Raw genomic sequence first — 24493 nt, forward strand, 5'->3', positions numbered from 1 at the left:
AAAGCTACTAAACGAAAATGAATAAGGAATAGAGACAGAAATAAGGCACTTCCTGTTCAAAATTGAACAAGAAGTGCCTTATTTTTATCTGAAAAGGGTTCGCTTTTATGAAAACGTAAGTTTTTCAGTGCCCTCATTATGAGTGGTGGCTTTTTATTATGACATGACATCCGATTGATGTATCGAATGGACTTCGTAAATAGAACAATTAACCGATGTGGAAGTGTCTTACATGCGCCAACGCTTGCATACAGTGTTTGGAAGCGTATATTTGAAAGGTTGTGAGGGTAAATGAAAGTAACGGTTAAAGAATGGCGTGCAATGTCTGATCGCAACAAACAATTACTTTTAAATGCGGTAGCAACTAAATAAAACATAGATGAAAAGTGGAGTGAGAACATGCAGCAACAAACACAACACATATTAAAAACGATTGTACAAAAAAATAGCTACATTGGTTATGGATGGTTATACAAGGGGCAGTAGGGAGATTATAAGAACGCATTGACGGTATTGTTCACAAAGGTTGGGGTAAAAGAGAAATAAAAAAGGACTAGGGTATTATTCCCAATCCAAATTAATAAAATATAAACTTGCCCCCAGCAACGTCATGTTAGATAAAACCGTACTCATTCAATGTTAAAAATAGCTGAATAGCTTGATAAACCTTGGTATTACTGCACTATAAAAATAAAGAAGCCAGACTAAACAATGTCTGACTCCATGCGTGCATAACCTTTTAAATCATCAAAAAGCTCTAATGCAAATGAATTGGAATCTGCTTGAGGGCTAACACCCTTTTGAACAAATACTAAAAATTCATCTATCGCTTTTTTTGAACCTTCTACTTCAACCTCAATTTGATCTTGACCATTTAGTTTACAGTAACCTTTTAATCCTAGCTCAATCGCTTTTTGTTTAATGAAAAAACGGTAACCAGTTCCATAAACATCTCCGAAAAATTTAATTAGCGCTCGCTTGTTCAAGCTAACACCTCCTACTAGTTAAGAGGGGAGAGCCCTCCTTTTTGCTTAGTGCATTACACGTTCTTTTTCTAAATATGCAATTAAATTATTGATATAGTAGAGAACCTGCTTCGAAGCTTGATCTACTTCTTTTAAATGAACTTCAGCCTGTTGAATATTCCCAACCTTATAAGCCTCAGCTGCTAACTTCGCCGATTCATGAACACGTAAATGATAGGCGTCTAATTCACGATACTCCTGCAAGTGTCCGAAACGTTCTACAGAGCGAGCAGATGTATACCATTTACCGAGACGACAATCTTTATGCGAAGAAACATCACTTGGCTCGACATTTTCAAGTCCAAGGAACATATTATAAATTCGCCATTTCCATAAAATATGATCGGCCTTTGATAATTGTAAAAGTGCTATAGACGATAGCTGAACATTATTATTCGAAATAATATCATTGCGGAAACGATTAATTTCTTTCCCTAATGCGTGAATATCTCTAGATGTGTTATGGCTATATTCACGAATATCATCTTGAAGGTTAGAAATTTCAATCATTCTTGCTGATACTTCATCAATAGCTGCTGCCTGCTCCTGTGAGATTGCAGCTGTATTTGTAACATCCAGATTAATACCCTCAATGGCACTTACAATCGCATTTAATAATGGTAACGATTCTTTTGCTTCCACTGTTGCATCTTTTATAATCTCTGTCGTTTCCGTAATTGATACTGATACATCATTTGAATAGCTCTTTAAATGATGTACATTTGTAGATACTTCACTAAGTGCTGATACCGTGCCCTCAGCGAGCTTTCGAACTTCCTGTGCAACTACGGCAAAACCTTTACCATGTTCACCTGCACGTGCAGCCTCAATAGATGCGTTCAAAGCAAGTAAATTCGTTTGATCGGCAATTTGGTTTATTAACGTTACAACATTTTCGATATCATTTACCCGTTTTTGTAATTCTGCAAAGGACTCAACAATCGTTGTAAATGTCTCTTCTGTTTTAAAGATTTCAGAAAGGGCATGCTCAATTGCATTTTTTCCTTGTACAGCGTGATCAACAGATTCAGTTGTTTTTTCAGAAATTCGGGAAGACATTCGAGCAACCTCATTAATAGAAGCGGCAATTTCTTCAGTTGCTGCGGTAGAGGATTGGATTTCTTCGTTTTGTTTATCTAAGCTAAATACTAAATCTTTCATGTACATGATTTTTGCGTTGACATCCATTAAAGAAGAAATTTCAGCGACCACATTTTCAATTGTACGTTCTGTTAATACTTCAACGAGTAATTCCTGATCAACATTGACTGCAGATTGGAAAGATTTCATATATTCAAATGCCTTCTTAGGTTTTAAACCAAAATTATGTAATATGTATGTTGTAATATAAAATGCGAATTGATTGAAGATGACGATTAACTTACCAGGCTCATATTGATTCTTTCTGAATAAATTGAAAAATTTAACGGTTTCATCCACATATTCATCATCACGAGTAGCTAAGAAAAACTGAGTTAAGTATCGATTAATATTGTCTTCACTAATCGTTAGCTGAGAGGAGAGAGAGATCTCACTTAAATAGCTATTAAAAATAGCGTTCATTGAAGGCGTGATATCTTTTAATTTATTGAAGAGAGTTTTTAAATTCTCTTCATCTTGAGAATTGAAATGGTTAAATGCAAGTGTTTTATGAAAACGGCCTGTTGCATTTAAATTTGTACCACGCTTTAATAGTTCGTCGAGTTCGGCCTTAGGTCGAATACTTGAAAACATAAAAAAAATACCTCCCAAAAATAATGAATAATAAGGTAATAATAGCATATTACAGAGTGTTTTAATAGACATTTCAAATGTGTTTGCTAAAATGAAAATATCTTATTACAGCAGGGAATGTGGCAAATATGTATACAATCATTTACATGAAAGCTGATTATGAGCCTTGGTGGAAGTTTGAAGGCTGGGAGGCTTTTATTCAAACAAATGAAATCTTTGAAACGGAGGAGCAATTTGAGTCAGCGTTGCAAAGAAAACTGCAGCACTTCCGATTAACATATGACAATGAGGTAACGAAAGAAGGGGGATTTTGGGCCTTCTGGTCAGACGATGAAAGTGTTTTTTGCGAAGCCTGTGATGATGATGTACAAATTTATCACGGTATTATCGCTTTGAAATCTGAGTCATAGAAATAAAATTTTGACATTTTAAAAAAAACAATTTTCTTTATTTGACAAAATTATGAATGCCGGTTATACTTAGGTTAACAATTTAATTGCTTCACCGGAAACATGAATTCACATATTACAAAAAGTGATCGCGTTAGTTCGGTACTCTTTGTAATATGTGAATTTTTTCATACGCTGAAGAAATTACATATTGTTCACTTTTATTTTTTTGGAGGTTTTCTTAAATGAAACAAGGTACAGTAAAATGGTTTAACTCAGAAAAAGGTTTTGGATTCATCGAAGTAGAAGGCGAAAACGACGTATTCGTACACTTCTCAGCTATCGGTGGCGAAGGTTTCAAAACTCTTGACGAAGGTCAAAAAGTGGAATTCGAAGTTGTAGATGGCAACCGCGGACCACAAGCTGCTAACGTAACTAAACTTTAATTCTCAGTAATTAAAAATACTTCGTTAAACTTAAGGCATCCTATTGATATAGGATGTCTTTTTTTGTATTCAAATAGATTTAGGTGATAGGGAATAAACAAAACGCTATGAGCTAGTTTTACGAATAAAATATAATATAATTTTATTATGTAAACTGAATAAACCCATTTAAAGAATGTTGTTTTCGAGCCATTTAATGTAATTAAGTGTATTTATAAAATACTTTCACAATTGAGGGAAAAGAAGAGGAGCTGTCTTACACAAAATATATTATGGTCAAAGAAATTCTGTGATATAATTTTTTTGATATAAAGCATAGATCCTACGGGAAGCAAGAGCACGAGCAGGGAGCGTTAGCGAAACTGTGTTTTATTGAAGTTTGAGTGAACGCAGTGTCAGGAACACAGTGATGTGGCTCGTGTCTTGTCCGCAGAATGCGAAGCGGATTTTTATCATATACAATTATGCTAGAATTCTTATATAGGACTTTTCAAGCCCTTTTTCATTAATTTAGGATGGACAATTTTATTCTTTTTGTTTTATCTCCATATATTTTTTACCCCATTCTCCCATAGTGTTCAATACTGGTATAAAGCTTTTCCCTTGTATTGTTAGCGAGTATTCAACTTTAGGAGGAACTTGTTTATACACTTCTCTGTGAACCATTCCGTCCTCTTCTAACTCTCTCAGTTGTCTTGTCAATATTCCTTTTGAAATGCCTGGTAACAACCTTTGAAGTTCGTTAAATCTTCTTGTTCGCCGACTTAGATACCATAAAATAATAATTTTCCATCTTCCAGCGATTACATTTTGGGTAAGTGTCAAAGAACATACTTCTTCTTGTTCTTCGCTAGGTGGTTCTCCTTGAAAATTAAATCGAGCCATTGATTGTATGATTCCTCTCTCATAAGGTATCTTTTTTGTGACTATGTCATAAAAAAATGCCTACTTTTATTATTGTGACTGTGGATATAGTATATACCTAGATTTCATTTTTCAAAATGAAAATTTAATTGGAGGTAAAAAAATATGAAAATACTAGTTACAGGTGCAACGGGAAAATTAGGGTCAAAGGTAGTAGAAGCATTATTAAAAGTTATACCGGCGAGTGATTTGGTCGTTAGTGTTCGAAATCCAGAGAAAGCAGAAGGATTGCGAGCTCTCGGAGTAGAAGTTCGACACGGAAATTTTGATCAACCAAAAACGTTAGATTCTGCTTTTTCAGGAATCGATCGACTATTAATTATATCTACGTTTGGGGATTATGAAATAATAATGAGACAGCATACGAATGCCGTAGCCGCTGCTGAACGTGCTCAAGTGAAATTTATTGCTTATACTAGTGTAACAAATGCGAGTGAAAGCAAATTTTTCCTCGCTTCATCTCATAGAGCCAGAGAAGAAGCTATTTTGAAAACAGGTATTCCTTACTCATTTTTACGAAACAATTGGTATTTTGAAAATGAAATTGGGAGCATTCAGGGCGCGATGCTAGGGGCACCTTGGGTTACATCCGCAGGGAAAGGAAAAGTAGGCTGGGTACTTCGACAAGATTTAGCGGAGGCAGCAGCGAATGTATTGACTGGGAAAGGACACGAGAATACAGTTTACGAGCTTTCTGGTAAGCTAATGACTCAAGAGAAATTAGTATCTGCTCTTGGAGATGTATTAGGGAAAGAAGTCCATGTACAACAAGTCGATGATACTATTTATGTCGACATTATGAAAGGTGCTGGAGTACCAGAAGCCTACCTCCCTATGCTCGTAAACACGCAAAAAGGTATTCGAGACGGTGGTTTAGAGATTGAAAGTAACGATTTAGAAAAAATACTAGATCGTCCTTCTACACCAATAAACGAAGCGCTTAGCCAAATTATTAGCCAAATCTCTCAAACAGGAAATTAAATTTAATCAATAAAATGACCTTCTCACATGTAATGGAGGTCATTTTTATGTAGAAGGACTAGATGGCTTTACTTCTGATAATGTATGGAATAAGTTTATTCGCATCGTGTATAGCAGTTAAATATCAAAAATTAACCAACTATATTTTCTACCCGCCCTAAATGACGGGATAATATTTGTTTGAGCCTAAAATTTAAATAACTAATAGTCATTTTACAGTTGAATACACGGCTGTATTGGAGTAGCCATAGGTATTATTTATTTAATATACGCTCTAGCACTTGAACGGGTATAAATAAACCGACACGACCATATGGATCCTTTTTCGCCGTTGCAAAGAGAATCCCGATAACCTCACCATCAGCATTTATGACAGGGCTCCCACTATTACCTCGATAAACAGGGGCATCCATCATCATAACAGGCTCCTGCCAATCCTCAAGGTATGTTGATTCCAGTAAAGTACCTTCATTTGCAATGCCCGTAAACGCTAGTGGATTACCAATGAAATAGACATGCTCATTTTTGCTATAGCTAGGATTTTCAGAAAGTGAGAGGGAAGGTAACTCATCACCAGTAACTTGCAATAATGCTAAATCTACGTCTGGGAAACTTTGTAGTAATTTGGCACCCATTAAACCTTCCTCAGGGAAAATGACGAATAATGATTGAGCATCTTCTACAACATGTGCATTGGTTACGATAAGTCCATCTGAAGAAATTGCAAAACCAGTGCCTTTACTTGACCCTGTTGAGATCTCTACAACGGCCTTTTTGTATGTTTTTATATCGTCTTGCGCTGATAGCCGAGCAGAAACCTTCAAAAATTCGAGAGCTGGAATGGAGTAAATTTGAAAGATAAGTGCAAATGTATTCAAAAACAACACAAATGCCATACTCCAGACAATCCATTTGACAATTGTTTTTTGTTTTTTAGGCTTTTTTCCTTGCTGACGTTCTTCTTGTGCTAGTGTTAACGCCTTTTGCTGTTCAGCGAGGACAAGCTCAATCAATTCTTCTTCCGTCAATTCCTCATCTGTTGTTGGCCTATGTATATCATTCATAAAACCCCTCCTTACTCAAAATGAAAGCGCCCAAGCAGGACGCCTGTAAAATAACTCTTATACAATTTTTGTAGGGTAGAGGTAATGACAAACGATTTCTTATTAGTTGTCACCATTGTGTCTTCTACATGAAATATTTCGTTGTCGTCATCATTATACCCTCTGAGCGTAAAAGCTAAATAACATCATGATAGACAGTTACTTCAGTAGTGATAGAAGTCGGATTCGATTGAATTTTTCAAGAATAAGAGCTACTTCCTATTAAGTCTCATACCAGACTCCTTCAGCTATTTTCCTTCATTATACGCGAAGTATATAGGTTATACGAATGTTATGAAAACCAGTTATCTAGAAAGGTAATCTCTTTGCTAGTCGTATTGACGCGTACACGTAAGCCGATGGGCATGGCATGCAGGGGATGAGTGTGACAGCAATCGACATCCGCGATGATAGGTATAGTACGCCCATCTAGCTGCTCTAGCAATACATCATAAGGCTTTCTCCCGGTTCCCAAATCATCATACTGTTCATGTTTACCTAAAATAATCGCCGAAGCTTTGTCGAAAATGCCGTGTAGTTTTAGCATAGCAAAGTTTTTCTCAACAACCGCAATTGTTTTAGAAGTATCTTCAAGAAGTAAAATATCTCCTTCATTTACGTGAGGGAAGTAAGGTGTTCCAATGAAGCCGTACATCGTATTTATATTTCCACCTATTAAACGGCCTTCAGCAATGCCAGGTTGAACTGTAATCCATGAATTATGATGCTGAGTTTTCTCCGTCGTCTTTTCTAACCAGTTTAGTCGATCATCTGTCCAAATAGGTGGGATTGGCATGTTATAGGGAATCGATAATGAATGTAAAAACAAATCTTTAAAATATTGCTCTGTATATTGGACAAAAGGTGGAAATTCACCAAATGTTGAAGCAACAGAAGGTCCATAAAAGACCGGAACACCAGTCTTTGCATACATTGCAAGAAGTATGGCGGTAACATCAGACAATCCTATAAGTATTTTGGGATTCTGCTTAAATGCTTCGTAGTCTAGATAGGGCAGCATACTATTGGCGTTAGTACCACCCATAGTTGGTAAAATCATTTTGATGTGGGGATCATGAAGTAGGGTATTCAGCTCTTCTGCTCGTTCTTTCGGTGTACCGGAGCGATAAAAATCTTCTTTTCCAGTTAAAGAGCCTTCTTTAATAGTAAAGCCGAGTACTTGCAGACGTTCCTTGCCTCGTTCATAGCGAGCCTTTGCAATAGTTGTAGCTGGTTTGGAGGGCGAGTAAATGCCAATGGTATCGCCTTTTTTTAATGGGGAAAACATAAAATACCTCTTTCAATTTAAGATAAAAGCTATTATACATGATTTTACAATTTAAAGAGTCGTATACTTGTTTTGACGAAAGTCATGTAAAAAGTAACTGAATTGAATAGTTATAGCAGATTAAGAAATAATAATATTATGTAAACCTGATGTTAGAAACTTGTAAGAAAGTCTCTTATTTAATAAGATAGAAATGTACTTACGAAAATGGGGGGCGTTATTATGTATCGACAAGTAGATGATTTTTTAAATGAGTGGTCAGCATCAGCACAAGGGACTATTCAAGTATTAAAAGCAATAACAGATGACAAGCTAGAGCAAAGCATCGTGGAAAGTCATAGCACACTAGGTTGGTTAGGTTGGCATTTAGTTGGTGCTACTGGTTATTTCAGTTACTTGGCAGGTTTAAAGGTGCCAATGACTCGACAAGACGATCCAATACCATCTACAGCTGCTGAAATTGTAGCTGCTTACGAAAATGTAGCAAATAGTGTGAAAGAGGAAGCGGCAAAGCTATCAAATGAAGACTTGCTAGAGGAAGTTAAGGGTTTCACTGGACCAATAGCTAGAGGTGCATTATTACGTGTAATGGTCGATCATCAAACGCATCATCGTGGACAAATGACAGTCCTCTTACGTCAAGCGGGTTTACCGGTACCAGGCGTATTGGGACCAACGAAGGAAATGCAAAAATAAGACGTATTAGGCAGATACTCAGTGTATCTGTCTTTTTTGATTAAATATAAAGAGAAAATAGGCAATTCTTATTTTAAAGTTAATAGGAAGTGCCTATTTTTGTTTAACTTCTTTCATAAAGCCTCCGGCGGATGTCACGCAATTATTCCGAGGCATAATGATAGTAAATGAAGGATATAGAATAGGGACTTTTTTATAAGTTTTTAATTCCCTTTATTTAATAATAATCCATCTAAAAATATGGCAATAAAGCCTTTGCTTTCTTCTAATAAATCAAAATCCCTTCCAAAGACTAACCAATCATATAATGAACCTCGCATACAACGAGTAATGTAAATCACAGTTTCCTGCACATTTATTTGCACAGATAATTCACCATCCTTAATTGCTTTTTGTATAAATGAATGCAAGATTTTATACAATTTGCGTTCAGAATTTGAAAAGAAATTTCTTTCATTTTCAATTAAGCCACTTTTGTAAACAGACCGCATTAAATCCATTCCTAAATCATCTTTTAAATATTTCATTTGTGCTTCAATTAATGAGATTACCTTTTCCTTGAAGGAAAGATTTACGGGTAGTGTAGTTGTAAATTCTTCATAAAAATGATCAATTTCGTTAAATTTCTCTAGGAAAATATCGTACTTTGAAGTGAAATGACCATAAAATGCACCTTTTGAGCTTTTACTTTTCGTCACAATTTCATCAACCGTTACTTGATCAAAGCCTTTCGTTTGGAACAATGTAAGTGCTGTTAAATATATATGTTTTTTCGTTTCTTGAGCCTGTTGTTTTCGTGTCTTTTTCATTTCTACATCACCTAATTTCCACGAGATTTTCTACTTAACTTTAGCATAATACTCGGTCATGTAATTAACTTATTTTCTGAATTATTAGAAAAAACATTGACAAATAATTGTCACGCCGATTAATATACAGACTATAGTCTATGAAACTATTTCAAAGGGGTGTAGATCATGGATCTAATTGGTAATAGAACGTTGCGTTCTGTTTTAAGGGAGAGAGTTGCGCAACAGCCTGAAAAAAGTTTTATTCGTTTTGAGGATAGTAAGGGAATCTATTTTGAAAAAAATTATGGGGATTTTTATCAGGAGGTTATGCGCTTCAGTAATGCACTTCTTAAGCTGGGCATTAAAAAAGGGGATCATGTTGTGTTGCATTTACCAAACAATATGGAGTTTTTTACAGCATGGTTCGCACTTGCTGAAATTGGAGGCATTATGGTGCCAACTAACATTTTATCTCCAGCAGATGAGATGACATATATTATCTCTCATTCTGAAGCTGTTCTTATTATTACGGAAGAGGACTATATCGAAAAGTTTGTCAGTATTCAGTCTAACACACCAACTATACAAAATATTATTATTACGAGACAACAAGATAACGCTGATGGTGTCTTATATTTCTCTGAGCTCATTAAAAATGAGAGCGATAATAATGTGCATTTCCCAACAGTTTCGTCAGAAGATATTGTGGCATTGCTTTATACATCTGGGACTACATCCAAACCAAAAGGCATTCAAGTGACACATGCTAATTATATTTACACAGGTGAGTTAATGGCGCGTTCAATCGCTTTAACACCTGAAGATCGAACATTTATTGTTTTACCGCTTTTCCATGGCAATGCGCAATATTACTCCACGATGTCTGCCATCATGGTAGGGGCAGGCATTGCAGTTACGGAGAAATTTAGTGCTTCGCGTTATTTTAGACAAGCAAAGGCATTAGGCGGAACAGTTGGTTCTTTATTTGCCGCACCTATTCGTATGATTTTAGCGAAAGATTATGAAAAAGAGGCAAAGGATAATCCGATACGACTTGTCCTTTTTGCACAGTCAGTGGCAGAGCACCAATTAGTACAATTTGAAGAACAATTTGATGTGAAGTTATTGCAACTATATGGTTTGACCGAAACAGTTGGAATTCCACTGATAAATCCTCTATTTGGAATACGGAAAAATATGAGTATTGGTAGACCAAGCATTGGTTATGAGGTTCAGCTTGTAGATGAACATGGGGTCCCAGTAAATCAAGGGGAGATTGGTCAAATTGCCGTTAAAGGCATACCAGGAAGAAGCCTGATGAAAAGCTACTTTAAAAACGAGCAAGCGACAAACGACACTCTTAAAGATAACTGGTTACTGACGGGGGATAACGCACGAATAGCTGAAGATGGTTATTTTTATTTCGTTGATCGGATAAAAGATATGATCAAACGTTCAGGTGAAAATGTAGCAGCGAATGAAGTGGAGCGTGTATTAACAGAGCATCCATTAGTATTTGAAGCAGCAGTCATCGGTGTTCCAGATGAGATGCGTGATGAAGCTATTAAAGCTTATGTTATTTTACAGGCCGGCGCTGCTGTAAGTGAAGAGGTATTAATTGCGCATTGTCGGGAACGTCTTGCAAAATTTAAAGTGCCAGATAGTATTGAATTTGTGACAGATTTCCCTCGTACACCAGTCGGGAAAATTCAAAAGCATGTTTTACGTAATGCTATTTTTAGTTGAAACGAATAACATAAAAATTTGACTGTAGAAAGAAGGGGCTATATGAAAAATGTGAAGATATTATTAGCAAGTTTAGCAGGCTCAATCATTGAATGGTACGATTTTTATTTGTATGGTACGGCAACGGGATTAGTTTTTACAACCCTATTTTTCCCTTCGACTAATCCGGCTGTGTCGATTTTAATTGCGTTTGCTACTTTTGGAGCTGGGTATGCGGCACGTCCAATTGGAAGTATAATTTTTGGACATATGGGTGATCGTGTCGGAAGGAAAGCCTCGCTTATGCTTACGTTAATAGGAATGGGCGGTAGTTCTTTTTTGATCGGTTTATTACCTACGTATGCACAAGTGGGGTTACTCGCGCCAACGCTATTAGTAATTTTGCGACTTATTCAAGGGATTGCGCTTGGTGGTGAATGGGGAGGTGCTGTGTTACTAGCAACAGAATCAGCTACGAAAGGTGTACGCGGTTTCTTTGGTTCCATTCCACAGCTTGGTGTACCTATCGGCTTAGTGTTAGGAACATTTAGTTTTACGCTTATTTCTTCATTAACGACAGAAGCACAATTTATGGCCTGGGGTTGGCGTTTACCATTTCTTTTTAGCGCAGTTTTAATAGTATTAGCGATATGGATTCGAAGCGGGATCGAAGAAACACCTGAATTTAAACGAAAAAAAGACAATGGTGAATTAGCTAAGTTACCAATTGTCCAAGTATTTAAATATAACAAAAAAGATATTTTCCGAATTATTGGATTAAAAATAGGAGACGGATTCTTTAATGTATTTTTAATGTCATTTATTTTAGTGTATGCGACGACGTATATTGGCTATACAAGGGATGTCGCATTATTTGCTTTAACAGTAAGCTGTGCAACAATGATTGTAACAATTCCACTTGTTGGCTATTTTTCAGATTTTATAGGTCGTAAGAAAATTTATATATGTGGTCTAATCACAATGTTACTGCTAGCTATTCCATATTTCGTCATGATTCCGATCAATTCAACTTATTTCTTTACGTTGCAAGTTATTTTACTTGGTATCGTATGGGCAGCCATTTTCGCGACGCAAGGTACATTCTTCTCTGAATTATTCCCAGCGAATGTTCGCTATACGGGGTTATCCTTTGGCTATCAAATCGCTGCGGCGATTGTCGGTTTTGGACCAATGCTATGGACATCTTTAGCAACAGAATATGGGGCATCACCGTATTTATTTGGTGGTTTGATGATGGCGGGGCTCCTGATATCACTGCTACTTGCCGTATTTTCGCCGGATACACGATTGATCACTCAATATGAAGAAACTGTCGAGAAAGTACAAGAAAATGAACGCATGTCAGACGCTCAAGTGGAAGTGGCAATGACAACTACGACAAAGTAATATTGTATATTACTTTTACAAGGAAAGATAATAGCTAGACTCATTTATAAAAAAACAGGGTTCTCCTTTTTGAATAGGAGAACCCTGTTTTGTTCATTAGTTTAATCCTTGGCTATCTTTCCACTCTAGGAATTCATCATAAGTTAATAGTTTATCTAAAATTGTGCCGTCTTCACGGATTTCGATGACACGGTTCGCAATTGTTTGGATGAACTGATGGTCATGAGATGTGAAAATCATTGCACCTTTGAAGCGGATTAAGCCTTCATTTAGTGCTTGGATTGACTCGAGGTCAAGGTGGTTCGTAGGCTCATCCAGTAAAATAACGTTTGCAGTTGCAAGCATCATTTTTGACAGCATACAACGAACTTTTTCGCCCCCTGATAAAACTGAAGGAGATTTTTTCACTTCTTCACCAGAGAATAGCATACGACCTAAGAAGCCGCGTAAGAAGCTTTCTGTTTCATCATCAGGAGAATATTGGCGTAACCATTCCACTAATGATTTCTCTGAACCTTCGAAGTATTTATCGTGATCATTTTCAAAGTAGCTTTGAGAGGTTGTTACGCCCCATTTGATTGTACCAGCATCTGCTTTTCTTTCGTCCATTAGAATATCAAGAAGAGCCGTTTTTGCCATTGGATTACCAAGTAAAATGATTTTATCCTCTTTGTTCATCGAAAAGCGAATATCTTTAAATAGTGTTTCGCCTTCATTGCTTGCTGTAAGGCCATCCACTGTTAACACATCATTACCGATTTCACGTCCAGTTTGGAAGTTGATAAATGGATATTTTCGGCTAGAAGGTTTAATGTCGTCAAGCTCGATTTTATCCAACATTTTCTTACGAGAAGTTGCTTGGCTTGATTTCGAAGCGTTCGCAGAGAAACGAGCAACGAATGCTTGTAGCTCTTTAATCTTTTCTTCTTTCTTCTTGTTTTGGTCTGCCATCATTTTTTGTGCTAATTGGCTAGACTCATACCAGAAGTCATAGTTCCCAACATATAATTGGATTTTAGAGAAGTCTAAATCCGCGATATGCGTACACACTTTATTTAAGAAGTGACGGTCATGGGATACGACAATAACTGTATTTTCAAAGTTAATTAAGAATTCTTCTAACCATTGGATTGCTTTTAAGTCAAGGTGGTTGGTAGGCTCATCTAGTAATAGAACGTCTGGTTTACCAAATAGAGCTTGTGCTAATAATACTTTGACTTTGTCAGAACCTTCAAGGTCAGCCATTAGCATATAGTGAAGCTCGTCGCCAATCCCTAACCCGTTTAATAATGTTGCTGCTTCTGAGTCAGCTTCCCAACCATTTAGGTCAGCGAATTCACCTTCTAATTCAGCAGCACGCATGCCATCCTCATCAGAAAAGTCTTCTTTTGCGTAGATAGCGTCTTTTTCAGCTTTTACTTCCCAAAGACGTTTGTTCCCCATAACAACTGTATCTAATACATTGAATTCATCGTATTCAAAGTGGTTTTGTTTAAGGACAGATAAACGTTCGTCCTTGCCCATTGATACGTTACCTTCCTGGGCTTCAATTTCACCAGAAAGGATTTTTAAAAATGTTGATTTACCAGCACCATTCGCTCCGATTAAACCGTAGCAATTCCCCGGTGTGAATTTTATATTTACGTCTTCAAATAGTTTACGATCGCCATAGCGAAGACCTACATTACTTACTTGAATCATGCAAGTTCCTCCTTTTTTCACAATGGCACTAGTATATCATGAAATATGTTCCATAGTCTATAAACATTATTAAATCAAGGTTTATTGTCATGTACACTACTTATTAGCCCCAGTTTCTGCCCCAACTACCTGCAAACTGTGACTGAATAAAGAAACAGCTTCCACTTCCATTTCTTTTAAAACATGCCCATAAACTTTAAAAACCATATCAGGCGTATTTCCTAGTCTTTCCGAAATTACTTTAACATTCATTCCTCGATTTAATAAGATGGTGCAATGAGTATGTCGTAAGCCATGCAAAGTTATTTTAGGTAGAGAAGTTCTCTTTGTAATTCTATCAACCATTCTTTTTGTTCTCTCTGCTGATAACGGTTCAAACGAGTTTACCGAGAGAAAGACAAATGTACTTTCAGTTAATTTTTTGCCACAGGAAAATAATAAAGCCCTACACCATTTTTGGTAGACTTCTAGTTGCTTCATCACAATATTATCGACTAAAATGGTTCTATAACTGTTTTTTGTTTTAGGTGAGCGTACTCCTTTATCGTCTCGGGTGCGCTCAATAGTAATTGTATTGTTCGTAAAGTTGATATTTTGCCATTGAAGCCCCAACGCTTCACCTCTACGAATGCCAGTATAGGCAACTGTCAGTAGAAGGCTATAATTTGTAATATTTTCGTGCTTTTTTGCATCATCCAGAAATGTAACCAATTGTTCTGGAGATAGGAAATTGAAATCCTCATTATTGTATTCGTCAGGTTCAGTTAGTTTAACTTTTGTAAAGCGATTTCGAGGAATTAGTTCATTTTCCACAGCTGCATTAATAGCTATTTTGAAGATACTATGTCGTAAACGGACAGTACCTGGACTGTAGCGACCTTCAAGTTTTGCAATGAATTCACGCTCATATGTCAATTTATCTAATTGTTGTAATTTGTAATGACCTAAAAGTGGTTTTATATCCACTCGGATAATCATTTCTCTTTGTGTACTTGTGCTGATCTTCCATTTTTTATGGTTTATTTCGTACCAAGTATCTATCCATTCACCAACAGTCAGGCGATCATTTTCTATCTGTTTAGTTTCTCCACGTAACGTTGCAGCCTTTACTTCCAATAGGGCTTTCAATGCTGTTTTTTCAGTTTTAAAACCACTTTTTTTCTTCTCACGGCGTTTTCCAGAAGCATCATAATACTTATGTCGAAACATCCATAGTTTTTCTTTATTTGCATTGAAATAGTGATATATTTCAGGTTCTTTTACTGATTTATATAACTTCAAACTTGTATCATTCCTTTCATGCGGCAGCGTAAATGGGAATCAAAAATAAAGTAATGAAGTTATGTAGCACCAATTTTTGATATGCTACTCAAATAATTATAGATGAAAAAGAAAACTTAAGAAATGATTTTGGCTATCCTTTTCTTAAATTTTGTGATGAACTCAATATATTTTTATTTTGAAAAGTGGAGTATTATCGTGTTAGTTACTTAACTGTGAGTTGTTAACATGAAACGGTTATTAAATTGATACTAGAGGAATAGTAAATTAAACATTCTTCTAAATTTATAAGCAGGGGGAGAATATGGATTTAAAAGATGAAAAAAGATTTTTAAGATCCCTTATACCAATTGGAAATGATACTTTTGATAAGGAACTTTCGAGTTATACAATAAAAGAGTAAGTTCGTTGGCTCCAAATATTCCTCAATGTGTTTTGGAAAATTGGATTTATAGGCACTATTCTTGTGTAATGGTGAATTATTCCTTTTTGAAATTTGAAAAGATGCATTTTTTAAAAGAAAATTGGTCTATAGAAAAAATTTATCATGAAATCAACTCTTACGAAAAAGGTATGATTAATGAATTAGGATATCAAATATATCGAAACAATGAGAAAAGCTGGCTGCAAAAATATATGTTGGAGAATATGACATGGCCTATACCTATCATTGTAATTGAAAATAAAGAAAGCCAACTTATAAATTCACAAATCGTATTGTTAGGTTGTCCGTTCCATTTAGTGGAAGGGCATTTACGGTTAAATTATTTTAGAGAGATGTATCGTACTGAAAAAGAAAACCTAAAAAAAATACATCAAATTTGGAGAATAGCTATCGAAATTTAGAAATATTCACTCCATAATATTTTACTAAGATTAAAAGGGACTCACCATTTTTGGCGAGTCCTTTATTGTTTCAATTTACAACATACTTTAAGATATAATTAGAAGGTATGGTATAATATGGGGAATAAAATTAACGCTGTGCTGAAATAATGGTATTAACTTGAATCAATTCAGCCCAAAGAATTACCAAAATTAGGGGGAGTACATTGATACGAAATCTGTTTGTTAAACAGTATCCAGAATCAGTGATATTTGATCAATCTTCTATTCAGGGTAGTAATTGGTCAAATCTGCTAAGTTACCTTGGAGTTTTCGAAAAAATTCGACAGAAATATTCTGAGATTTCAGGAAAAAACACTTCGTTATTTAGTTTTAATGGGAAAGGTGCGTGTCCCGAATGTAAAGGAAAAGGAGTTATCAAGTATGATCTTGCATATATGGGAGACTTTATGTAGCTTTGTAAAAAAGATTGATCGTTTATAATAACGATTGATAATTTGTAATAAAGTTTGATAAAAATCATCTCTTTAGTTATCCTTTGAGATGATTTTTTATTGGACATTTATGTTAAAACTGATGTTTAACTTGTGAAGAATTTCTTCCAATCCTTCCACCGTATGGTCCACTTTATCAAACGAACTTAACAATTGACCAAATGATTGCTATTCAACGCTCTCATAAAATTGGCGTCAAGAATATTAAACAAATGGAAATTACCGGAGAAGGGAGAACAATTGGGTATTTGTGGTATTATATAGTGAGCGAAGAAACAAGAATAAAATTTTCCAACGAGCTTCGCAAACAATTGAAATTACCAATAGAGGGTCCTGCCGACAAAATGCTACAGACCTAATTACTGTAAGACACTTTTTGGAAGGATTAAATCAGTTCCTACTTTTATAGAATAGGCTGATATGGTATTTACTTAGGTTATAGTAACAGCTAGGTTTTAATAGCCGAGAATTAAAAGGAGAGATTTCATTATTTATGTTTAAAATTTTTTTTGGAAAGTGCTTAGTAACTTTTTTTGTTTTACTTTTACTTATCCCTGTTTTTACAAATCAAAAGGCTACAGCTAATTCACTACCTCAAAATGAAATGCGTGCAGCCTGGATTGCAACAGTATCTAATATTGATATGAAGGCAGGTATGAGTAAAACCCAATATACTCAATGGGTTCAAAGTACCTTAGACAAATTAAAAGCTGATAACTTTAATACAGTTATTTTTCAAGTTAAGCCATTAAATGATGCACTGTACCCGTCTAAGCTTGCTCCATGGTCATCGTATATAACAGGCAATACACAAGGGACCAATCCGGGTTTTGATCCATTGCAAATAATGCTGTACGAAGCACATAAGCGAGGATTAGAACTTCATGCTTGGGTAAACCCATATAGGGTCACTATGCCTTCTCAATCTTTGACTAATCTTGCTGCCGATAATGTAGCCCGTAAAAATTCTAATTGGGTAGTGAAATACGGTAAACAATACTATTTAGATCCTGGTTTGCCGGAAGTTCAAAATTACTTATTATCAACCATAGAAGAATTAGTAAGCAACTATGATATCGACGCTGTACATATGGATGATTACTTCTATCCTTATAAAATAAAAGGAGAGACTTTTCAAGATCAACAAACTTTTAAAAAGTATGGTGGCTCATTCAATAATATTGAAGACTGGCGCAGAAATAATGTTAATCAATTAGTAAAAAAGGTTTATGCAAGCATTAAGGCAATTAAACCTCATGTTCAATATGGAATATCTCCGTTTGGAATTTGGCGAAACAAAGGGCAAGATTCTACTGGTAGTAACACGAATGGAATGAGTAACTACGATGATCTTTATGCTGATACAAGACAGTGGATTAAAGATGGAAGTATCGATTATATTGCTCCTCAAATCTATTGGTCCAGAAATCATAAAGCAGCAAATTACTCTGTTTTATTAGATTGGTGGGGAAGAGAAGTTCAAACGTACGCAAAAGTCCATCCTGTTAATCTATATATTGGCATGGCCAATCATAAAGTTGGAAATGATTCTGATACTGCATGGAATAATAAGACGGAACTTATCAGCCAAGTAATCGCCAACAGAGCAAATAAAAATGCTCAAGGACAAATGCATTTTTCTCTAAGAAGTATTAACAATAACGCTCTTGGATATGCTTCTTATCTAAATCAGCAACTATACAATTATAAAGCTTTAACACCTACAATTTATTGGAAAGGCTCTGCAATACCTTTATGTCCAACTGATGTTAAATTGAGTAAAGAGTCTTTCGGCATGAAGCTTACTATTACAGATGAAAATAGTACTCAACCAAGGAAATATGTAATATACCGATTTGATGGAACAAAAGAAGGATCATATGAAGACGTTAAAAATATAGTAGACGTGGTTTATAACACACAAGGTAATACTATTTATGTAGATACTATTGCAAATAATAGTAAAGTATACACATATGGTATAAAGTCTATATCTACTACAGGTGTGGAAAGTAAAACTGCTTTTGTTCTAAAAGACGGAAATCCTTACTGAAGGGCCAGAGCAACCAGAAAAACCTGTAGTAAGTGGCGAAGAAGTAAACCGCTTATTGAATTTCATCATTGAACGAATAGAATGGCGTAATCCTAAAGGTACAGATGAAAAACCAAGTATTCATATTGTTTATAAACAATGATTGAATAATAATTTCAAAAAAGGTTCGTATTTCATTACGGATCTTTTTTGTTTTGTTAATATATAGGGGAGGGGGTTGTTATATGGATATAGAGAGTATGCTCGGAGATTCAGATATAAATATATTAGTTAAATTTGTAGAACCTCAATTTGTTGAGACCACTATGGATGGAAACTTCTATTTTGCTAGAAATAAGTTTTTTATTGAGCTTGAAGAACAAGAAGTAAATAAAGGAATAGCAGACAAACATGAAGGTAGTTGGAGTAGAGTTTTAGACGATAGTCATAAAATGTTTATTGAAGTAGATGGGGAAATGATACCATTACATTTTAATACAGCTGTGGTCCATAACAGATATGAAGAAATATCACAACTACCAATATGTTGTTTTGTATTTCTTTCATTGAAGAAAGATTTTGAAATTATACCTAATACGAATAAGGTTAAAATGAAGTCAGAAATTGAAAAAAGCCTTAGAAAACAATTTTTTGGTAGACATTTAATTTTATTTAGAGATATATCAGCTACTTTAGATCGTTTTGATAAATCAATAGAAAAAATGGAATATACATTTTCAAGAAAATTAGTGAAATATTATGATGATAAAACAAGTCCACATCCATTGCCAAAAGAAGAATATGAAGCAAATCCAACCAAGGCTTTGTTTTATAAAAGCAGATTCTTTGAATATCAAAAAGAGTACCGCATAGTTATTACTAAACTTTTAGATAATGATGTTATAGTGCCTTTGGGTGATATTAAAGATATTGCTGCTGATTTAGGAATTGTAGAAATTGATAAAGAATTACCACTTGAAGTAATATTCAAAGAAGAAGTAAATAATTAACAAATTACCAGTGAGATAATTATGAACGGAGGTTTCTAATGGGGAGAGTAAAAAATGAACATTATGTGCCACAATCATATTTAAGATCATTTGCAAATAAAAAAGAGCAGATTTTTGTTTACGACAAAGTGAAAAAGGCTAGCTACATAAATAAAGTTAGCCAAGTTGCTTCGGAAGGAAAGTATTTTGACATTCCTTTACATGATGGACATAATGTCCCTGAAATAGAGCAAATGAATGAAGAACAAACAATTGAAAAATATTTTTCGGAAGATATTGAAGGTCCTTATAAAAAATATTTGGATATGATAAGAACAAGGTATATTATGACTTTCAATCCTGATGGAAAAGTCGCAATAACCAAGGAAGAAAAAAACATCTCTCTTATTTAATAGCTATTCAAATGTTAAGAACAAAAAAATATAGAGAAGATGTAGGTGCGATGGAAAGTAAAATTTCGCAAATGTTCGTGGATCTAATTGGGGAACAAGAAATTCCTGATTATGAAAGCGGTGATGTTACAGTTGATGTTCCAGAAGTAAACAAAAAACTCATGCAAGTCTCGATGTTATTTAATCCAGAAACTATTAGCTCATTTGCAAAGGAGCTTTATAAACATTGTTGGTTTGTACTGGTGAATAATACCGAACAGCCTTTCTATACATCTGATAACCCAATAGTGAAATACGCTCACAAAGAAGACCAATTTAGGAGCTACGCTGGACTTGCTTCAGAAGGTATAGAGATTGCTTTGCCTTTGACATCAAAATTAATTCTCGTAATGCTAGAAAGAAGTTTTCACTCAGAACTTTTACCACTTGAAAATAAATTTGCATATATTTCTTCCGAAGAACATGTGGATTTTTATAATTATTTACAAGTCTCGCAATCAAATTAAATTTATTGTTTAACTAATAAATTTAATTTGATTGAACAAATAAAAAAAGAACAACCAGAAACCTTAGAAGTTCGTGACAATCTAGAAATTTATCATAATGGAAAAGTATACTAATATTTTGATTCGCTTGAAAGACATTGAATAAATAATTTAATGTCTTTTTTATGTGAGATAACAAAAAACACCAGCTCGTTAACAGCTAAAGGCGAATAAAACAACACTGATTTCAATATTTTATATGTTAAAGTATAGTGAATAGGGGGGTGACTTGTCGCAATGAATTGGCAAAAATTAATTGATATAATAAGCAATATTTTTAGTAACAGTTTGGTAGCTTCTCTTTCAGGGGTAGTTGTGGGTGGATTCATTACATATTATGTTCAAAAGCACACTGTAGAAAAACAACAGCAATTTGAACGTGAAAAAATGGAAAAAGAAGAAATGAAAAAGAATGAAAATACTAAAATAAAAGCTTACAGTAATATCTTATATTTAAGTAGCACTCATAATGTAAGTGAATGGGAACATCATACAGGCGAAACTGAATTGTATAGTGATAAATTTATTGAACATATTCAACCTATCCTTTATGAGGTATATCATTTGTTGAATGATGAAATTGCTAAAGAATTTGATTTCATTGAAGGTAAACATGCAGAAATGCGCACAATGGGACCTGAAGATGATGAAGAATGGTTTTTAGGAGCAGCTTATGAAAGAATGGTTAATGAAATAAAAAAGGAACTTGAAGAAATAAGAAATAGCCGTTCATCCTTGTGATGAACGTTTTTTATTTTGAAAGGTATTAACAAATATAAAAAATCGTCACTACAATTAAGCAGTGACGATTGGTGATGTATTAATCTTCATTACAGTTGTTTAAGTAGTTTTGAAACTTTGGTGAGTCGCCATAAAGAGTTTCAAATACTTCTTCCCAGCTACCACGTTGGTGGTTTACGTGAGCTAAATCTTCTGCAAAATGGTAATTTCCATATTTATGTGGGACTGCATTATAAATTTTTTGTTCATAAGTAGCACTAATCCCTGCATCTTCGCCAGCGTCAATTTTTTTGCGATAATCGCTAAAAATATCAGCAATAGCATCACGTTGTTCTCTTGTTACGTCATGGTCGAATAACAATCTTGCATAGGGACTATTGTCAAACAGCAATTCTTGTCGGAACTCGATAAAATCCAGACGCTCTTCTAAAGTCATTTCTCTAGTAGTCATATGTATCACCTCCTTATTTTACATGATATGACATTGGCATTAATTATCCAACTAAATGGCAGTAATATTTAACCAAATAAAAAACGTACCAAGCGGAAAGCTGGCACGTTTAGCGATGTATTATTCACGATGTTCATAATCATACAGTTCTACATCAACAAGATACTCTAAATATTCTTTCAAGTTTTCATTTTTCATAAAAATACGAATTATTTGATCTGAAAATTCATTATTTCCTATAGGCATTAATTTTACTTCATGTAAAACGATATTCCTAAAATATGACACATAAATAGCTATATTATCGACTACAGCTTCATACCAAAATGTATTGTTTGGCGTATCATCTTCATTGATTAAATGACGTTTAAAAAGTATTCCATCGACTTCAATTTCGTCAATCGCTTCGCGGTCATTTGGAATATACATTTGTTCTTCTTCAAATTTTTTAAATATTCTTTTCCTAAATTCCCTTAAATCTTCCAGCATTTTTCCATATGAAATTCCTCCAATAAGGTTTAATTTAATTGTTATATGATTATTGTATTGAACAACAAACAAATTGTAAGGGAGCAAAACGAAGATATTTCAGAAAAAAATCAAAAGAAGTTTTTCATATATAAATAAAACACCGCTAGCTAAGACAGACAACGGTGTTTGATGATTAGCGATTATAAAGTTTTAATACATTATTCACAACCGAATTAATTTGCTTTAACTTTTTTGGTTTTTTGTTTGGAGTAACAATCTCAAATGTTAAGTCCTCATTTATGACAACAATAATTTGAACTTTCATTTCATCATCGTGAACACGCACTTGAGCGCCACCTTCATCAAATTGGTAAACCGATAACAACATGCCCTTATTATCGAACATGTGAGTGAGCTGTTCTGCTAACTCATGTTCTCGTCTAATACCGAATCCATAACTCATCGGACAGCCCAACCTTCTTCAACGTTTTCAGGCAGATTTTGGAAATAATTATGAACTTTATGACCAACGTCTTGAGCAGTATGACATAATGTTGATGGTAATTCGATTAGCTCGCCAATCCAAGGATTAATTACAGATGCATCAATTAACCAATAGCTTCTTTCTTCTTCATGATGTAGTGAAACACTAATACATAAAACATCTTCCCAAGTTTTGCTGCATGGTTCTAGCGATATTTTCCCAGCATCTTCTGCAACGTAATAATCAATATTTCCACGTTTTAATGACCATTCAGCTTCAGTGAACATTACATGTTCCTTCATATACTTGTTTTTTAATGTTTTTTTTATTGTTAATTTCATAATATAATTCCTCCGAATGTGTTGTTTTATGTTATAAAGGTATTATATTGAGAAATTTCCGCCTGACAGTCAATAAATGAAAATAATTTAAAAAGTTGAGGTTCTTCATATATAAATGAAAAAAGAACGCACCACGTTTGGTACGTTCCATTTAAATATTCATTTGTGTATACACATACATAATCATTTAAAACACGTTAAATCAACAGCAAATGACGTTTAGTGATGTTATTGATCTCGTGATTTATTTGTGGTCAATTCTATTAAGTCTGCGATGAACTCAGGTGTCTCAGTGAACGTAAAAACTTGGAACCTCGGATTATGCTTGTTTCGCATTGTGTGGTCCAAATTGTGTCCTCGTTTTATCAATTCAAAAGCGAGCGTTTTTTTGTAAACGTTCTTCAATCCATAGGCTTTCGCATTTAAAGCGATATTTAAGAGAAAAAGTTCTTTGTCTGTTAGCGGTTTTTCTTCCATATATAAAACCTCCACCGATAATTTTTTTGTATCTTAGTAATTGGTGGATTTTGTGTAATTAATATTTATGATAACAGACTGGTAAATGGCTTACAAATAGAAAAATAGCACTCATCGCTGAGCGCCATCGAATGTTTCATTTTGATTGTCAGGTTTATTTTCGAAATATTCTTTTATATAGTATCCTTCCTCCTCTGGAGTGGACAAACGAGTTGCTTTTCCTGGAGCGTCTTCATCTCCTCCTTGTTGTAATTTCCAAATTTTGTTATGGTCGTCAACGGCGTTTGAAAAATCACCTTTCGACCATCTTTCCAATATTGGAATGTAAAGATCGTTATGTTCATAATCGTTCATTTTACATACAGCCAACAATCGGTCAACTTTTTCTTGTGTTATTTGCTCGTGACCCCATTGGGCACCAGATTGAACCTTTTGGTGAGACATGCTGTGAATGGCTTCATTTACTTTGTCTTCTATTAAGTTGTCAGGATAAAGCAATTCTTCTTTTGTAACAATTTTATCTTCAAGCGGTACTCCAGCAACTTCAACAGTTGCTTTTTCTTTTTCTTTTTGTGGCGTAGGTTTCTCCATTTGTTCGGTGAATTTGAAGTAACCAAAAATCCCTCCAAAAGTGACCATTATTACAATGATGACGATAGTCGCCTTTGTTTTTCTCTGCATATTATCAAACCTCACTTATAATTTGTATGTATTATGT

Annotated in this window: 24 protein-coding genes and 1 pseudogene; 11 read left to right on the top strand and 14 right to left on the bottom strand. The window is 34.7% G+C overall.

The window, feature by feature from the left end; all coding sequences use genetic code 11:
* Nucleotides 1-704: 704 nt before the first annotated feature.
* Nucleotides 705-986 (bottom strand): acylphosphatase, encoded by a 282-nt coding sequence (locus ABH968_RS18040; protein WP_370046156.1) that lies wholly within the window; start codon nt 984-986, stop codon nt 705-707.
* 45 nt (nt 987-1031) lie between these two features.
* Nucleotides 1032-2759 (bottom strand): methyl-accepting chemotaxis protein, encoded by a 1728-nt coding sequence (locus ABH968_RS18045; protein WP_370046157.1) that lies wholly within the window; start codon nt 2757-2759, stop codon nt 1032-1034.
* 128 nt (nt 2760-2887) lie between these two features.
* Between ABH968_RS18045 and ABH968_RS18050 the strand changes: the two genes are divergently transcribed.
* Both ABH968_RS18050 and ABH968_RS18055 read left to right on the top strand, forming a co-directional pair.
* Nucleotides 2888-3169 carry a DUF1033 family protein gene (locus tag ABH968_RS18050; RefSeq protein ID WP_370046159.1) on the top strand — a complete coding sequence of 94 codons (282 nt, stop codon included), beginning with the start codon at nt 2888-2890 and terminating at the stop codon, nt 3167-3169.
* Nucleotides 3170-3393: 224 nt separating this feature from the next.
* Complete coding sequence (locus ABH968_RS18055; RefSeq protein ID WP_049665398.1) at nt 3394-3594, top strand: cold-shock protein; 201 nt, start codon at nt 3394-3396, stop codon at nt 3592-3594.
* Nucleotides 3595-4119: 525 nt separating this feature from the next.
* On the opposite strand, the gene ABH968_RS18060 is transcribed toward ABH968_RS18055, so the two are convergent.
* The gene (locus tag ABH968_RS18060; RefSeq protein ID WP_370046161.1) at nt 4120-4479 is read right to left on the bottom strand and encodes a winged helix-turn-helix transcriptional regulator; all 360 of its coding nucleotides are present in this window, start codon (nt 4477-4479) and stop codon (nt 4120-4122) included.
* 144 nt (nt 4480-4623) lie between these two features.
* Here ABH968_RS18060 and ABH968_RS18065 point away from each other — a divergent pair, with 144 nt between their 5' ends.
* Complete coding sequence (locus ABH968_RS18065) at nt 4624-5499, top strand: SDR family oxidoreductase (protein WP_370046163.1); 876 nt, start codon at nt 4624-4626, stop codon at nt 5497-5499.
* Between the two features lie 254 nt (nt 5500-5753).
* On the opposite strand, the gene ABH968_RS18070 is transcribed toward ABH968_RS18065, so the two are convergent.
* Nucleotides 5754-6563 (bottom strand): S1C family serine protease, encoded by an 810-nt coding sequence (locus ABH968_RS18070; RefSeq protein ID WP_370046164.1) that lies wholly within the window; start codon nt 6561-6563, stop codon nt 5754-5756.
* Between the two features lie 331 nt (nt 6564-6894).
* Nucleotides 6895-7890 carry a S66 family peptidase gene (locus ABH968_RS18075; RefSeq protein ID WP_370046166.1) on the bottom strand — a complete coding sequence of 332 codons (996 nt, stop codon included), beginning with the start codon at nt 7888-7890 and terminating at the stop codon, nt 6895-6897.
* Between the two features lie 222 nt (nt 7891-8112).
* Here ABH968_RS18075 and ABH968_RS18080 point away from each other — a divergent pair, with 222 nt between their 5' ends.
* Complete coding sequence (locus tag ABH968_RS18080) at nt 8113-8586, top strand: DinB family protein (RefSeq protein ID WP_370046168.1); 474 nt, start codon at nt 8113-8115, stop codon at nt 8584-8586.
* A gap of 203 nt (nt 8587-8789) precedes the next feature.
* Here ABH968_RS18080 and ABH968_RS18085 read toward each other — a convergent pair whose 3' ends face one another.
* Nucleotides 8790-9395: a TetR/AcrR family transcriptional regulator gene (locus ABH968_RS18085; protein ID WP_370046170.1), complete on the bottom strand. Its 606-nt coding sequence runs from the start codon at nt 9393-9395 to the stop codon at nt 8790-8792.
* Nucleotides 9396-9563: 168 nt separating this feature from the next.
* Here ABH968_RS18085 and ABH968_RS18090 point away from each other — a divergent pair, with 168 nt between their 5' ends.
* Together ABH968_RS18090 and ABH968_RS18095 are read left to right on the top strand one after the other, a co-directional pair.
* The gene (locus tag ABH968_RS18090) at nt 9564-11123 is read left to right on the top strand and encodes an AMP-binding protein (RefSeq protein ID WP_370046172.1); all 1560 of its coding nucleotides are present in this window, start codon (nt 9564-9566) and stop codon (nt 11121-11123) included.
* A 42-nt stretch (nt 11124-11165) separates the two neighbouring features.
* Entirely contained in the window at nt 11166-12509 is a 1344-nt protein-coding gene (locus tag ABH968_RS18095) for an MFS transporter (protein ID WP_370046173.1), read from the top strand.
* 96 nt (nt 12510-12605) lie between these two features.
* Here ABH968_RS18095 and ABH968_RS18100 read toward each other — a convergent pair whose 3' ends face one another.
* Together ABH968_RS18100 and ABH968_RS18105 are read right to left on the bottom strand one after the other, a co-directional pair.
* Nucleotides 12606-14210: an ABC-F family ATP-binding cassette domain-containing protein gene (locus ABH968_RS18100; RefSeq protein WP_370046175.1), complete on the bottom strand. Its 1605-nt coding sequence runs from the start codon at nt 14208-14210 to the stop codon at nt 12606-12608.
* A gap of 96 nt (nt 14211-14306) precedes the next feature.
* A complete protein-coding gene (locus tag ABH968_RS18105; protein WP_370046177.1) occupies nt 14307-15491 on the bottom strand; it encodes a site-specific integrase in 1185 nt (394 codons plus the stop codon).
* A gap of 408 nt (nt 15492-15899) precedes the next feature.
* Here ABH968_RS18105 and ABH968_RS18110 point away from each other — a divergent pair, with 408 nt between their 5' ends.
* The 5 genes and pseudogenes from ABH968_RS18110 to ABH968_RS18130 all read left to right on the top strand — a co-directional run bounded on the left by ABH968_RS18110 (nt 15900) and on the right by ABH968_RS18130 (nt 21551).
* Complete coding sequence (locus ABH968_RS18110; RefSeq protein WP_370046179.1) at nt 15900-16337, top strand: hypothetical protein; 438 nt, start codon at nt 15900-15902, stop codon at nt 16335-16337.
* A 987-nt stretch (nt 16338-17324) separates the two neighbouring features.
* Nucleotides 17325-18884: a glycoside hydrolase family 10-like protein gene (locus ABH968_RS18115; RefSeq protein ID WP_370046181.1), complete on the top strand. Its 1560-nt coding sequence runs from the start codon at nt 17325-17327 to the stop codon at nt 18882-18884.
* Between the two features lie 224 nt (nt 18885-19108).
* Nucleotides 19109-19873: a hypothetical protein gene (locus tag ABH968_RS18120; protein ID WP_370046183.1), complete on the top strand. Its 765-nt coding sequence runs from the start codon at nt 19109-19111 to the stop codon at nt 19871-19873.
* Nucleotides 19874-19911: 38 nt separating this feature from the next.
* A pseudogene (locus ABH968_RS18125) lies at nt 19912-20771 on the top strand (DUF4238 domain-containing protein).
* A 276-nt stretch (nt 20772-21047) separates the two neighbouring features.
* Entirely contained in the window at nt 21048-21551 is a 504-nt protein-coding gene (locus tag ABH968_RS18130) for a hypothetical protein (RefSeq protein ID WP_370046185.1), read from the top strand.
* Between the two features lie 79 nt (nt 21552-21630).
* Here the strand turns inward: ABH968_RS18130 and ABH968_RS18135 are convergent, their stop codons facing one another.
* The 6 genes from ABH968_RS18135 to ABH968_RS18160 all read right to left on the bottom strand — a co-directional run bounded on the left by ABH968_RS18135 (nt 21631) and on the right by ABH968_RS18160 (nt 24456).
* Entirely contained in the window at nt 21631-22002 is a 372-nt protein-coding gene (locus ABH968_RS18135) for a DUF1878 domain-containing protein (RefSeq protein ID WP_370046187.1), read from the bottom strand.
* Between the two features lie 120 nt (nt 22003-22122).
* The gene (locus tag ABH968_RS18140) at nt 22123-22491 is read right to left on the bottom strand and encodes a hypothetical protein (RefSeq protein WP_370046189.1); all 369 of its coding nucleotides are present in this window, start codon (nt 22489-22491) and stop codon (nt 22123-22125) included.
* A gap of 175 nt (nt 22492-22666) precedes the next feature.
* Nucleotides 22667-22936, bottom strand: coding sequence for a hypothetical protein (locus tag ABH968_RS18145; RefSeq protein ID WP_370046191.1), 270 nt, complete (start codon nt 22934-22936; stop codon nt 22667-22669).
* Nucleotides 22933-23298 carry a hypothetical protein gene (locus tag ABH968_RS18150; protein ID WP_370046193.1) on the bottom strand — a complete coding sequence of 122 codons (366 nt, stop codon included), beginning with the start codon at nt 23296-23298 and terminating at the stop codon, nt 22933-22935. Before ABH968_RS18150 ends, ABH968_RS18145 begins: the two co-directional genes overlap by 4 nt.
* Before the next feature lie 228 nt (nt 23299-23526).
* Nucleotides 23527-23775 (bottom strand): hypothetical protein, encoded by a 249-nt coding sequence (locus tag ABH968_RS18155; protein ID WP_370046195.1) that lies wholly within the window; start codon nt 23773-23775, stop codon nt 23527-23529.
* Nucleotides 23776-23886: 111 nt separating this feature from the next.
* Nucleotides 23887-24456: a DUF6241 domain-containing protein gene (locus ABH968_RS18160; protein ID WP_370046196.1), complete on the bottom strand. Its 570-nt coding sequence runs from the start codon at nt 24454-24456 to the stop codon at nt 23887-23889.
* Nucleotides 24457-24493: the final 37 nt, after the last annotated feature.

This window comes from Lysinibacillus sp. RC79 (assembly GCF_041262405.1).
GTDB lineage: Bacteria > Bacillota > Bacilli > Bacillales_A > Planococcaceae > Lysinibacillus.